Annotated in this window: 13 protein-coding genes; 4 read left to right on the forward strand and 9 right to left on the reverse strand. The window is 45.1% G+C overall.

The genetic code is table 11. The features are described from left to right. Window positions 1-84: 84 nt before the first annotated feature. Window positions 85-2208, reverse strand: coding sequence for a glycosyltransferase family 39 protein (locus tag C170_RS08560; RefSeq protein WP_036608908.1), 2124 nt, complete (start codon window positions 2206-2208; stop codon window positions 85-87). Window positions 2209-2434: 226 nt separating this feature from the next. Between C170_RS08560 and C170_RS08565 the strand changes: the two genes are divergently transcribed. Together C170_RS08565 and C170_RS08570 are read left to right on the forward strand one after the other, a co-directional pair. Then, window positions 2435-3118 (forward strand): response regulator transcription factor, encoded by a 684-nt coding sequence (locus tag C170_RS08565; protein WP_036608910.1) that lies wholly within the window; start codon window positions 2435-2437, stop codon window positions 3116-3118. Continuing rightward, complete coding sequence (locus tag C170_RS08570) at window positions 3118-4635, forward strand: sensor histidine kinase (RefSeq protein WP_036608417.1); 1518 nt, start codon at window positions 3118-3120, stop codon at window positions 4633-4635. The genes C170_RS08565 and C170_RS08570 overlap by 1 nt, the downstream gene beginning before the upstream one ends. 291 nt (window positions 4636-4926) lie before the next feature. Here C170_RS08570 and C170_RS08575 read toward each other — a convergent pair whose 3' ends face one another. After that, window positions 4927-5397 (reverse strand): GNAT family N-acetyltransferase, encoded by a 471-nt coding sequence (locus C170_RS08575; RefSeq protein ID WP_036608420.1) that lies wholly within the window; start codon window positions 5395-5397, stop codon window positions 4927-4929. Window positions 5398-5658: 261 nt separating this feature from the next. Beyond that, complete coding sequence (locus C170_RS08580) at window positions 5659-6369, reverse strand: SDR family NAD(P)-dependent oxidoreductase (RefSeq protein WP_036608422.1); 711 nt, start codon at window positions 6367-6369, stop codon at window positions 5659-5661. Between the two features lie 102 nt (window positions 6370-6471). Here C170_RS08580 and C170_RS08585 point away from each other — a divergent pair, with 102 nt between their 5' ends. Continuing rightward, window positions 6472-6831 (forward strand): MerR family transcriptional regulator, encoded by a 360-nt coding sequence (locus C170_RS08585; RefSeq protein ID WP_036608425.1) that lies wholly within the window; start codon window positions 6472-6474, stop codon window positions 6829-6831. 180 nt (window positions 6832-7011) lie between these two features. On the opposite strand, the gene C170_RS08590 is transcribed toward C170_RS08585, so the two are convergent. The 5 genes from C170_RS08590 to C170_RS08610 all read right to left on the reverse strand — a co-directional run bounded on the left by C170_RS08590 (window position 7012) and on the right by C170_RS08610 (window position 11387). After that, the gene (locus C170_RS08590) at window positions 7012-7593 is read right to left on the reverse strand and encodes a GNAT family N-acetyltransferase (protein WP_036608427.1); all 582 of its coding nucleotides are present in this window, start codon (window positions 7591-7593) and stop codon (window positions 7012-7014) included. A 44-nt stretch (window positions 7594-7637) separates the two neighbouring features. Next, window positions 7638-8213 carry a GNAT family N-acetyltransferase gene (locus tag C170_RS08595; RefSeq protein ID WP_036608429.1) on the reverse strand — a complete coding sequence of 192 codons (576 nt, stop codon included), beginning with the start codon at window positions 8211-8213 and terminating at the stop codon, window positions 7638-7640. Between the two features lie 165 nt (window positions 8214-8378). After that, on the reverse strand, window positions 8379-8678 hold the full coding sequence (locus C170_RS08600; RefSeq protein WP_036608432.1) for a hypothetical protein: 300 nt from the start codon (window positions 8676-8678) through the stop codon (window positions 8379-8381). 130 nt (window positions 8679-8808) lie between these two features. Continuing rightward, the gene (locus C170_RS30000; protein ID WP_051447076.1) at window positions 8809-10548 is read right to left on the reverse strand and encodes an ATP-binding cassette domain-containing protein; all 1740 of its coding nucleotides are present in this window, start codon (window positions 10546-10548) and stop codon (window positions 8809-8811) included. Next, the gene (locus tag C170_RS08610; RefSeq protein WP_036608435.1) at window positions 10533-11387 is read right to left on the reverse strand and encodes an energy-coupling factor ABC transporter ATP-binding protein; all 855 of its coding nucleotides are present in this window, start codon (window positions 11385-11387) and stop codon (window positions 10533-10535) included. The genes C170_RS30000 and C170_RS08610 overlap by 16 nt, the downstream gene beginning before the upstream one ends. A 112-nt stretch (window positions 11388-11499) precedes the next feature. Here C170_RS08610 and C170_RS08615 point away from each other — a divergent pair, with 112 nt between their 5' ends. Next, a complete protein-coding gene (locus tag C170_RS08615; protein ID WP_036608438.1) occupies window positions 11500-12090 on the forward strand; it encodes a biotin transporter BioY in 591 nt (196 codons plus the stop codon). A 144-nt stretch (window positions 12091-12234) separates the two neighbouring features. Here the strand turns inward: C170_RS08615 and C170_RS08620 are convergent, their stop codons facing one another. After that, window positions 12235-13704, reverse strand: a complete 1470-nt coding sequence (locus C170_RS08620) for an Msr family ABC-F type ribosomal protection protein (protein WP_036608441.1) — start codon at window positions 13702-13704, stop codon at window positions 12235-12237. Window positions 13705-13849: the final 145 nt, after the last annotated feature.

Here is a 13849-nt window from a genome sequence, read left to right on the forward strand (position 1 = left end):
CGGGGATAAAGGCGAACGCTTCGCTTTTTCAGGTTTTTTCTGTCCTCTCCGTTATCGTGTAAATGATAAGTTCAATTTATATAGCTACAATTTCACTTCATACAAAGTCGTCTGTCCGCCGAATCCGAATCCAAGTCCAGCTTCACTCTCCGTATCACCGTTATCCGTATCTCCGCTGTCCGTGCCTGTCTTCCATTCTGACGTTGGAATCTCGGATCCGTGCTCTTTGATCCAATCGCTAATATCCGAGTTTCCTCCGCGGCCACCCATGCCACCAACCATGAAGTATTTCACTTGCCCGCTCTTGACGAGTTGCTCAAGTTCCTCTGTTGTGTACACCGGGTCTGAGCCGGAGAACCCTCCAAGTGTAATGACCGCTGCTCTTTCATCAATGATATAAGGTGCTGCCTGATTATAGTCCGTAGTGGCAAAGAGATACGTTTCGCCCGTATTGTGCTCCTTCAGATAATTCAGTGTGGCTGTATCCACTTCTTCGTTACGGTTACCCATTCCGCCACGGCCACCCATTGTAGGCATTTCTGTATCTCCTGCACCGTTACCCATCGGCATGCCCATTCCTGCTCCACCAAACATACCATTGGAACCGGTGGGCCCTGCTGCCGGGATCATGCTGTTACCACCATAAGTAATAGGGGTGAATGCCCAGTAGATTGGACCGATCAGCATCACCATGAATCCTGCGATAATGAAGCCCTGTTTCCATCGATGTCTGCGATGAAGCATAACGATCAGGAGGACCGTGACCAGAATGCCTGCGATCAATTCACTAATGGACCAGCCTGCACCAATCGTCTCGTTATACACCTGCATGATATACCAGCCAAACAGAGTCGTCAGCAGCACGGACACCGGAAGCAACCATGCCTGCCATCCAACGCGATCACGATATGACTTCCACATCGCTACAAATCCTGCACCAGTCAGCGCCGCTATTGGAGGTGCAAGCATAATCAGATAATATTGATGGAAGAAACCTGCCACACTGAAAAAAGCAGCAACAGGAAGCAGCCATGCCAGCCAGAACAAGGCCTCCTTGTGCTTGTTGGTTATATTTCTCCGTCTTAATCTTGCAAATATAGCAATGCATCCAAGCAGCACAACTGGCAACAGCCAGCTAGCTTGACCTGACAGTTCCGTCTGGAACAGACGCAGAGGACCTTTCTCCCCCGTACCAAACATTCCGCCCATGCCTCCGCCGAAATTTCTTCCGTTTGGCATTTCCATATCATTCGGCATCTGCCCGTTCGGGAAATTGCCATTCGACCCATTCATATTATCGTTATCCGGTGCATTGACATCTTGCCCAGCGCCAGGAACACCACTGCCTGTCTGATTAGGGCCTGAAGACAAGTCTCCTCGATTGCCACGATTATTTCCCTGTCCCATACCATTTGGCATACCTGCGTTACCTGCGGTATTCTGCTGACCCGTTAGGCGAGCCAGACCATTGTATCCAAAAGCGAGTTCCATGACCGAGTTAGTTTCACTGCTGCCGATATAAGGCCGCTCGGCTTCGGGTATAGAATCCACAGTGACCGCCCAGGATAAGGAAACGACCGCAAGAACCGCTGTGCTGCCGATCAGCAGGATGATCTTCCTTCTCCATTTCGCCTGAAATGCAAGCAGATAGAACAAGTAAAAAGCCGGGAGTACCATGTAGGCTTGAAGCATTTTCATATTAAAGGCTACGCCTATTAACCCAAAGGCAACCAGAATGCGCCAAGTACTGCCTTGTTTGCTGCCTTTGAACAAAAACCATGAACCCAGCAATAGTGTAAACACCAGCATGCTGTCAATATTGTTGGTCCGGCTGACTGCCGCCACGACAGGCACAGTTGCCATCGCAAGTGCCGAGATTCGTGCTGCTGCAAGACCATATGTAGGTTTCACCATGAAATAGATCAGGAGCACCGAACCGATTCCCGCTAATACCTGCGGCAAAATAACGCTCCATCCATGCAGTCCAAAGACATAGGCAAAGGCCGTCTGAATCCAGAAGACAACGGGTGGTTTATCTACAGTGACCGAGCCTGCCGAGTCGAGTGAAGCATAGAAAAAGTTGTGGAAGTTGCTGAGCATACTCCCAACGGCAGTCGTATAATAGGAATTGGCATATTGATCATTCCAGATACCGTACCCATTCAGAAATGCCGCCAGTAATACAATCGGCAGAAGGACAAGATCCATCCTTCTTTTGGTGTTATTCAATGTTGATCACTCCTTCAAAGTTCTTCATGTCTAGTATTGTGACATGCCAAAATAAAACTGGGATGAGTGCCCGCTGAATGTTGTCTGAGGATAATTCACAATCCTTTCAGCTAAATTTCAGTTTGGCAAGCGATAATACAACATACAGTCCCTCTCAAGTAAGGGAGAGCTATAGATGGAAGCAAGCAAGGAGGAACCCCGCATTATGAAGCTTAGCAGCGGAATTAAAATACTATTGGCTGATGATGAACCGCATATTTTGCAATTTCTGGAGCTTGGATTAAGCAATGAGGGCTTCGATGTGCGCACCGCACCAGATGGAGCGGCTGCGCTTGAGTTGGCGCTTGAATTCAAGCCCCATATGGCTATTCTGGATGTCATGATGCCAGAGATGGATGGATTCGAAGTGGTCGAGCGTCTGCGTAAGACCGGTACCGAGGTTGGCGTAATTATGCTGACAGCGAAGGACGAAGTCGAGAATCGGGTTAAGGGCCTTTGGTTAGGTGCTGACGATTACATGGTCAAACCTTTTGCCTTCGACGAGCTGCTCGCCCGGATTCAGGCCAGACTGCGGAATCAATTTCCTTTATTAATAGGAGCCGTCACCCACGGTCCCTTCCGAATTGATGATCAGCGCAAAGAAATCACCTATCAGAATCAGGTTCTGGAATTATCTCCTACCGAATACGAACTGTTAAAATTTATTGTGCTTAATCATGGGATTGTACTTAGCAAAGCGACCATTCTGAGCCGGGTGTGGGGGTATGATTTTGGTGGGGAAGAAAATATTGTGGAGGTATACGTTCGCTCCTTGCGCGACAAACTCGGGGATAAAGAGCATAAACTCATTCGCACGCTTCGGGGTGTCGGTTACAGGGTGGATCTCTGATGAACTCGCTGCCTAAGAAAAATAAACTTCGTTTAAGACGTCTTCACCAATGGATCTGGCCTCATTCACTGCGTTCTCAATTGCTCTCACGTTCCCTGTTCGTGCTTGCTGGGTTACTATTGTTAATCGGTATTCTGCAATTCTGGATCATGGAAAGCTTTCTCTACCGGAATCAGGCAAAAACCATGGAAGAACAGCTTATGTCCATGCCCCCGGTTTGGCTCGGAATCCAGTCACGTAGTGGCTCTTCCAACAATCCTTTTGGTGGACAGGCAGGAAACGGGTCTGGCAATCGGGTGCTGTTTATTCCGGACCGTTCACTGGCCCTGTTTGACAACCAAGGTACGTTCGAGGATGTTTTTGGAGAAGATGGCCTGAAAGCCCCTCAACTATCAACCGCTGAATATCAGAACATTACAGATGAGTTGAAAGAACAAAAACATATTCCCTACCGGATCGTTACGGATACCCAAGGCAATGAGCAATTGATTGTATTCGCCTCACCCGGTCCACGCAATCGAGGCTTACCGATGGTCCAGATGGGCACGGCTACGAAGCCACTTAGAGACTTGATTATTAAACAGCTTCTGATATTCCTCATGTTATCGCTGTTGGCCATGGTAGCTGGTCTTGTTCTATACACTAAGGTATTACGCCGGACGCTGGTTCCCCTGTCCAATATGGTGAATAAAGTACAGCAGATCGACGCAGGCAGCCTCGCAGAACGCCTTCCCGTCGTTCAGGGACAAGAAGAAGTGGATCAGCTCGCCGTTTCATTTAATGGCATGCTTGAAAGGTTGGAGAATTCGTTTGAAGCGGAGCGGGAATCGAAAGAGCAGATGCAGCGTTTCTTGTCTGATGCTTCCCATGAACTTCGTACCCCGCTTACCTCCATACACGGCTTCATTGAAGTTCTACAGCGGGGTGCAGCGACCAATCAAGATCAATTGTATAAAGCGCTGGACAGCATGCACGGCGAATCCGTACGAATTAACAAGCTGGTTGAAGATTTGCTGTTACTAACCAAGCTGGATCAGGCTCCAAAGCAGGAGCGGGAGGTCATTCAGCTAGACAGTCTGCTGCTCAAAATGCAATCACAACTCGCCATGATGGCTCAGCAAAGATCCATTCATCTTGACCTGACGGCTGAAGTGTATGTACTGGCTGACCCTTACAAGCTGAAACAGGTTGTGCTGAATCTGTTCCATAACGCGGTGCAGCACACCGATCCAGAGCATGGAGCCATCTCCATAACGTTGTATGCCACGCACCATAAGGCTGAATTGTCAGTAAAGGATAACGGTACAGGCATTGAACCTCAACATCTGCCCCATATCTTTGAACGATTTTACCGCACAAGCAGTTCTCGTTCGCGCAAACAAGGTGGCGCGGGTCTCGGTCTAGCCATTACCCGCTCGATTGTGGAGTCGTATGGTGGGAAAATTACCGTACAAAGTCAGGTAGGCTTGGGAACTGAATTTATGATATTAATGCCGTTGTATAAGGCTGATGTCTAGGCTGAGTATAGCCTCCAAGTAGGCTATAAGTTGGCTCTACGTTGGCTATACGCAGCTCTACGTAAGATCTACTTGATCATTACGCAAGCTCTAGGCAAGTTCTCCAAAAGCTGCTTTACTTTCATTTTAATTCCGGCTTTTTATTGCATGACGAATCCCCCTCTCATTTCGGTTGAGGAATGAAAGGGGGATTCTTTTTGTATCCGATGGTAGAGTGGTAGAGTAGTGGCCCAGTTGGTTTCGGGCTTTCAGGCTTACGAATCTGAGACGTCATATTCAAGGATATGATGCTTATAAATGGTTTTCATAAAATACCATTGTCATTTCGTCGTTAATTGCTTTTGTTACACCCGTTTTTTTGTAGCCTATCTTTTCATACAAATAACAGTTTCCTTTTTCTTGTAAGATGGTACCCAATTTCCATAACTTTGCATCCTCATATATCTGCTCAACCATTGTAAAGACCCTTTGAGCAATTCCTTTTCCTTGATGTTCTGGCAGTATAAAAATTGGGCTAATACTATAGATCTGATTATCTTTTTTCACGACTCTAATTCCACCAACAGCAACCTCAAGATGATGAATTATGAAATAATCTGTAAAAGATTGATTTATTTGAGTAATAATTCTTTCTACGGTTTCATTGGCGGGGCTTGTTTCAAAATCCTGATATTTTTCCAACAAAGGCATAAATGCTTTGATTTTCATTTCATGAACAGTCACTGCATCTTTTAAATCTGCTTTGTATAATGAAACCTCCATTAAATATATACCTCCGATTGATACGCTTGTTAGAAATAGGATTTATAGTACATGCTCCGTTAACTTAGTACAAGAAAGATGTTCGTCTACGTTTGGTGTTTGTTTCATTTACAGCATATAAACAAGATAAAACTAACTTATTTTTTTATTCGACGTTGTATTCTCATATTCCTTGATATCTAAGTAACGGAACCAAGCAAAAACTTCATCTAACATTACGCTATCATCCGTCGGACAAGATTATCCAGTATGAACGGTGGATTACCAAGGGTACACGCCATTCTCATCTAGGAATTCTTCGTTATGTCGTTTGCCATCCGTCGCATAGCGCACAATAATCGCAGCGCCGGCTTCTTTTGATTTACCGCCTTCGGCATTGCCATTAAGATCTGTTGATGTAAATCCGGGCGTTACTGCAAAGACTTGCGCCCTGCTGTTTTTCACTTCATAAGCCATCGAAAGTGTCATTGCACTGTTGGCCGTTTTGGATGAATTATAGTCGAAGGCGTTTAAAGTAAATTCCGCATTTTGCATATGGTCCAGAGAAGCCATGTCGGTTGATACATTAATGATTGTGCCTTCATTATCTTTGATTAACGGGAACAATCGCTGATTCAAACGGAAGGTGCCGAAAAAGTTCACTTCGAAGGCATTCCGCAGATCCTCCTCTTTTGTATCCGTGAAGGAATGAGAGAAAGCACCAGGCATACCGGCGTTATTGATCAAAAGGTTTATTGCTGGATAAGTCTTCTGAATCGTATCGGCTGCCTGCTGGATGCTATTCAAGTCAGTCATGTCAAGCTGTAGAAATTCTACGTCTAATCCCCTGGAAGTTAACTCGGAAACAGCTGCTTCCCCCCGTTCGACACTACGTGCGCCAAGAATAACTTTCCAACCCGCTTCACCCAACTGCTTGACGATTTCATATCCAATTCCTTTATTTGCTCCGGTTACAAAAACAGTTTTTTTCATGCGAATCCTTCTTTCCATAATTTGATTTATATTTAACAATGTTTAAGTTACTATACTACACTTAGTGTAGGTCAAATTATTTTTATAAAAGGGGGAATTATCATGTTAACGATTGGAGAAGTAGCGAAAAAAGTTGAGATCTCCATTGGAGCGATCCGCTTTTATGAAAGAAAGGGACTGCTGAAACCTGCTGCACGAAATGAGCAGAATAACCGTCTTTATTTGGAGGATGATCTGAACTGGCTCGTTTTTATCAAATGCCTTCGCGAAACCGGGATGAGTGTGAAAGACATTAAAAAGTATTATGATCAGGTCAATAAAGGAACCTCCACGCTGAAGGAAAGAACCAAGCTGATTGAGGATCAAAAGCAAAAGTTGCTGAATGATATCGAGGAGAAAAAAGCGCAGCTTGTTCATTTGGATAACAAACTGGAGCGCTATTATCGCGGAGAAAATTATTAACATAAGCCTTGTCCAATAGGCCAATTTTTTGCGTTTTATGTAAGAGAACACGTACCCTAACAAGGTTTCCTCAATAGCTTCTTAAAATAAATACAAAAAAATCAGGCAGCCAGCAATAACTGTCTAACCTGATCCGAAATTTTCATATTATAGCTATTTTCAATGAGGATAAAAATCCAATCAAAAATGACCTTTGCCCTTACACAGTTGATAATGGATATAGGGTTCATTCTCGATTTCGATCAAATTTAACCGTTCAAAATTACATTTCTGTATCACCTTATTGGACGCTTGATTGGTAGTCAAAGCGATGGCATTTAACACTTCCACATTTGTATGTTCAAATAAATACTCCGTCATTCCGTTCACTGCCTGCGTTGTATAGCCACGGTTCCTGAAGTGTTTGGAAATACCGTACATAATCTCCCGATTGGGTGCTGGCAGTTCGTCCTTGATCCCTGAGCAGCACCATCCTATGAACTCATCATTTTCTTTGAGTACGATAGCCATACGTAAATATAACTCTCCGATATCCCCTCCCGCCACTACAGCTTGTTTAAAACGCTGATTCTCAGGGATTTCATATTCAGTGAGCCACAGGGTCCTTTCTTCAATCGTAGCGTTCCATCCAGGTAGGAATTCATACACCTCAGGTTGCCACGTAATTTCTTGCAGTTTCTCTAAATCTTCAATTCGATACTCACGCAAATAAATATCCTTGCAATTGATGATTAATTCATCGGTTAGTATGGGTTGGTTCATAGTTCCTCCTACTACACACTTAATTTCAGCTTATTAGCTTTACTTCAAACAAGCCCCTCTTTTTCCATAAACTCATCTTTGGTCAATCCAAAGAGGATCAGATCTTGGTATTTTCCATCCATATAGATCACCTGGCGACGCACACCTTCCTGAACACATCCAAGTTTTCTCATCATTGCTGCGGAAGGTTCATTTCCTTGGAGTACATAATCATTAAATTTGTTGAGCCTGCGCTCGAAGAAGGCATACTTCAGCAAAATTCGTACGGCTCTGGTTCCGTATCCTTTTCCTCGATGATTCCTGTCAATTTGAATGCCAATGCTAAAGGTACCGTTTCTCTCATCAATGCTGTTCAGATTCACACCTCCGACATTTTCACCATCCATATTTACAATTGTAAACATGATCCTTCCTTTGGTTAAAGAAAAATCAGAGAAGTTTTCCGTGAAACTCTTCGCTTCAACATGGGTTGGCGGCAACTCTACTGCACACTCCAATAACCGACGGGCAGGTGTATCAAAGCGGTTATAATAATGATCCTCCCAATCTTCTTCACGCAAAGCACGTAGTCTGATCTTATCATCCTGCCAGAAATACTGACTATAATCGATCTCTCTCATTCCAAGTCCCCCCGCATATTCAACCAAATTTTTACTCCGAGCTACAAATATAATAACCCATAATGTGGAATTGGAGGAGATTTGTTTTCATTAAACACAACGAAAATAACCCCCGAACAGGAAAAACCTGTTGGAGGCTACGCTCTATTTTATATCAAAATCTCATTACGATTCTTCCGTATATTGAGGCTTGGATACGTTATCCGGAACCGTTTCGTCAAAAACATCCTGACCTGGATAATCCCGTACGTCTCCCTCGTGAAGCTCATGATTTTCATAATCAAAACGATGTGCAGACCGCTGGTCCACGCGCCACGGTGAACTTTTCCCAAGAGACTCGGATAACAGCGACGAACCGTAAGGACCCTCCGGGAATTCTTCGAGTGTGATATCATTTCGCTGCGACTCCACCGTAGACACATCGGTATATTCTTGCCGTTCTTCACGCAAAAACTTATCTTTCATCGTTTATCCCTCCTGATCCACTTCAGATGACTTATTGTGAGCGAGGACAAACGCATTTATGCATGATTATTGGAAAACACTGCGTTTAGGTTTTGATCCATTACCGGATCCGTCACAATCATCATCGCCATCACAATTGGCGAATCCATATTAAAAGTACAAAAACAATGAGGCCAGCCATGCTAATCCAGGTATCGCGTTTGGACCATACCAATAACGATGAACGTCCTCCGAGCGTAGAGTGCTCTCTAACTTTACGCATTTCCATCGCAATGGTCATATCCTCTGCACGTTGGAACAGTGCCATCAACAAGGGAATCACCATCGGACCCAGGTCACGAATTCGAACGGTATTTGGTCTTAAAGCTGCCTTTCCACGTGCCCGCACGATCAGTGAGAATCGCTGCCACTCACTCCAGATCATCGGGATAAACCGAAAGATTAACGATACAGCAAGAGCAAACGAAGCTACGGGCAACCTGATCTTTTTACCGATACCGAGTACCCAGTTAAGCCCTTCTACCATTCGCCCATAAGGTGTCGTCAACGAAAACCAAAGGCTTGCCAATGTGACGATAAACAAACGATACACATTCAGCAAAGTGCCCTCCGCCTGCATCAGGGAAAAGCCAAAGTGCAGACCTCCTCCCTCTGTTGAAAGAGTTGTCCCAGATAACGCCGATGATATGATGAAAAAGAATAATAATGGCTTCATTAACTTCATACATCCAGCCAAAGTCTGACGCGGGAGCACGGCAAGTGCTGTTACTACCGGCACCAGTGTTAACGTCAATCCCAGCCATCGCTGTTGAAGCATAGCTGCGGTGACCAGCAAAATATACAAAATCCATTTCAGACGCGGGTCCATGACGCCATATAATCCGCCTGAATGAGTCAAGGTGTTCGGAAGAAGCTTCGGATCGTCCCCTTCTATATTCTCCATTGTATCGCTCTGTGCCACCGTAATTGCAACTCCCGATGCCGCTTTCGATTCGTTCTGAATTCCCACCTCAACGAACGTAGACTGAATAATACTTTCAGCCATATCCTCTGGCGTCATCCCGGTAATAGGCAGATCAAGACCCGCATCTCTAATCTGCTGTGCTAGTCGCATCGAAGGTGGCAATCCGATCCCTGTCTGCTCCAGCAATTCGGGCCTTTCGTGAAGTTCTTGCGGTCTGAGATCGGCGATTAGACGGCCTTCCTGCAATAACAATACCCGATCCGCACAAGGCAAGAATGTATCCAGATCATGGGTTGCTACCACGACCCCACCATCTGCCAGGCGATGTTGCTCCAATACATCCAGCAAAAGCCCGACACTTTGCGCTTCCAAACCGGCGCTCGGTTCATCCAGCAGAAGCCAGTGTGGGTTGGTCGCAATTCCGAGAGCTAGACCTAGTCTGCGTTTCTCTCCCCCACTTAGAGCAAATGGCGACCTGTCCAGATGAAAACGTCGTTCCAACTCCGGGGATACTGGCGGGTCCCATTGGTTCAGTGCTTTTGTGATCTGCTCTTGTTGCTGGCTCTCTGAAAGTTGATACGGACGCAGAGAATATGTGAATTCACGCTGGATACTTCGGGCAAACAGTTGTTGTTCCGGAAATTGAAACACCAGCCCCATTTGCAATAAAATCGACTGTGGCACTTTTCCTTCTTTCCAGAAAGGCATGCCATCTATCCTAATACTTCCTGCATCGGGAGGTTTCAGGCCAGCCAGCGTCTGTAGTAAAGTCGTTTTTCCTGAACCCGTACAGCCCAGCAGCAAAGTGATTTCCCCACTGTGCAAGTGAATATTTATATCTTCAAGCAGTGCACGTTTGCTCGATTCCGATCCTTCTATACGTATATTGGTTAATTCGATCTCCAACTTGCGACCTCCTTGGCCAATTGCTCAGGCCTCAGTGGCATGGCTTCTGGCCTCATGCCTTTGTGCTTGAGCAATAACGCAGTCTTTACAGTAAACGGAGGGTCCAACCCTAATCGTTTACAGGGAGATAGCTGTACATTTTCCCGAGTAGCCTTCTCATTCAGCTCTGTTTCATAGTAAAAGGACTCCGGCTCCCCGTTGTACACACAACGTCCCCTCTCCATAGCAATGATTCGATCACACAGGGTTGCTTCCTCCAGATGGTGCGTAATCCAGATCACCGTTGTCCCCCGCTGGGTAATCTTCTGAACGATGGCCTCGATGCGGTCTCTTGCTCCTGGATCAAGCATGGCTGTTGGCTCATCCAGAATCAATATATCCGGTTTGGCCGCGAGTGCTACCGCAATGTTAAGCAGTTGTTTCTGTCCACCCGATAACTGTGAGATGGCCATATCCGGGGGATATTGAAGTCCTACGGTATGTAATGCGTCCTGCCTCTGCTCCAATTGTTTTTCTACAGTATTCATTAATGGTGACAATGCATAATGAAATTCCTCTTCAATGGTATCACCCAGTACCTGTGCATCAGGTTGCTGTAATACCCCCCGAACGGTAAGTTCATCCGAGATATCCCGTACGCCTCCCGATAGTGGAATGAAACCGATCAGTAGTCCAGCAAGTGTGCTTTTTCCACTGCCATTCGCTCCTACTATACTAATCCATTCGCCTTGGTGCAGCGTAAGCGAAACCCCATCCAGCGCTTTCCTCACCTGACTACCTTCGGAAGCATAATGCACTCGAACATCTTCTAATGTAATTATAGGCAGGTTGCCTTGCATCGTAAATTAGTCCTTTCCCTTTCTAGTGTTATGTGGTACGATCCTAATCGTTAACCACATTTATATAATTGGTTAACAATCATATTACCAAAATGGAGAGGATTGTTCAAACATGAAATTATCTTTGCGAGGCATTGTATTCAGCGCACTTATGGCCGCAATTTTAGTACTTTTTGGTTACATAAGCATTCCCATTGGCTTCTCCCCTGTACCGATAACATTACAAACTTTGGCTGTCATGCTGGCCGGAGGATTACTTGGTCCACTCTATGGTTTTCTAAGTGTCACGATCGTTGTTCTGCTCACCGCTCTTGGATTCCCCTTGCTACACGGGACCGGAGGACTTGCAGTACTGCTTGGACCTACCGGAGGATATGTGATGATGTGGCCGATCTCCGCATTATTGATTGGACTGCTGCTTGCACGAATCAACATCAAAGGTGTAACAGGATTCATTCTCGCTTTTGTTGTATTTGAACTATTTGGCTCACTGCTCTTGTATGTCTCGGGTGTCCCTTGGCTTGCCTATGCATACAAAATGTCCTTACCCGAGGCCATGATTCAAGGATTCTATCCTTACATTATTGGGGATTTGGTCAAAGCTGTATTTGCTGCCATCATCATTGCGCCCGTGCGCATGGTTTTTCCACCTCAACGCCTCACAGGTAACATGCATTCCACGGTTATAAAAGCGGATTCTTAATAGAGGCTACATATCCTATTAGATCAGGAGCCTCCATATTCTAAAACAAAAACAGCCAAAATCACTTTGGCTGTTTTGTTACTTCTCTTCCTCTAAGGTTGTTCTGTCATCGGAGTGATCCGTGTAAGTGTTCTTTATTTCAATTTATACATACACCTGAATTAATTGACGCTCTGTAATCTGAAATTGTTGATCCGCTGTATTTTCAATAAACCTCTGATCATGAGATACATACAGAATTGTTCCTTCATAGGCCTTGATAAAACGCTCCAACGCTTCCAATGCATGCATATCAAGAAAATTTGTCGGTTCATCCAACAATAGAATGTTATATTGTCCAAGAAACAAGTGACATAATTGAAGACGAATCGCTTCCCCTCCACTTAATGTCCCAACATTCTTGAGCAAGTCATTCCCTGTAAACTGCATTGCGTGCAATGCACTTCTCAGCTCTGATTCCTCATACTGCGAACGATTCTTCAGGAATTGTAATACGGTCTCTTTTGTCGTGAAACGATAGCTCATTTGCTGAAAATAACCGAGCTTCGCTTTTGGAGACATTGTGATGTGATCCCCAGCATGGAAAACATGGTTAAGCAATGTGCTTTTCCCGCTGCCATTGGCTCCGGTTATCGCTATTTTTTGTTTTAATGGAATTTGAAAACTTACATCGTCCAACAATATATTTCCATCCACTTCAAGTGTAAGGCGATCTGCCATAATCGGAAATCGGTTGTGCAGCTCCAGTGTCTTTGGCTGACGGAAGATCATAGGCCGATCCTCTTGCACTGCTTTTACCTCATGAAGTTGTTGCATTCGCTGTTCAATCGCTTTAGCTGCGCGGTGCACCGCTTTTTGACTGGTGCCTTTGGATTTTGTTTCAACCATACGGTTTGTTTTTGCCTTGGATTCTTTTTTTGACATGCTGCCGGCCTGCGTTATTTTCTCGGCTTTCTTCATCTTTTCCCGGGCGGCCAGCTCCAATCGTCTTTTCTCCTTCGAGAACTGTTCATGGGCCTGATTTTGCTGTTCACGCTCCAGCCTCTTCTGCACCTGATAATCACTATAGTTGCCGGAATATACGCGAACCTCACTTTGATGGATTTCCCAGATCGTGGTCACCAGTTCATCCAGAACCGCACGATCATGACTGATCATCACAAGCGCCCCATAGTAATAACGCAATTCATCCAGCAAAAATGTAATGCCCTCTTGATCCAGATGTGTTGTTGGTTCATCCAGTAACAGTACTTCATGATAATGAGTGAACATTTGAGCCAGTTTTAGACGGGTCTGTTCTCCGCCACTCCATGCTTGGTCGTGTTGAGGTATGGCTAATTTACTGAGCAAAGCCCCGTCAACTTCGATACTTTCGTTAGACTGGGGTGGTTCCACTTGTTCCAAATAACCAAACTCTGCAAAACGTTTTACCTTTCCGGCTGTTGGCTGGATCTGTCCCGCAATGAGTTTCAACAATGTACTTTTACCCTGACCATTACCACCCACTACACCAATACGATCCAGTTGATGCACAGCCAGTCGCTCAATGTTCAGGATTACTTTATCCATATAGGTCATCTCAACCTGTTCTAATTCAAAACATATCTTTTCCATATTCGCTACCTCCGAAATAAGATTTATTTCGTATCGATAGCGAAGCACGCTTCTATCGATACGAGCTGATCGTGCCAGCTCGTATCAATAGAACAGTAACGTCATCATAGCGGTTACCTCCAGTAGTCTGTGTTGAGCGCCTTAC

The sequence above is a fragment of the Paenibacillus sp. FSL H7-689 genome (genome assembly GCF_000517905.1).
GTDB lineage: Bacteria > Bacillota > Bacilli > Paenibacillales > Paenibacillaceae > Paenibacillus > Paenibacillus amylolyticus.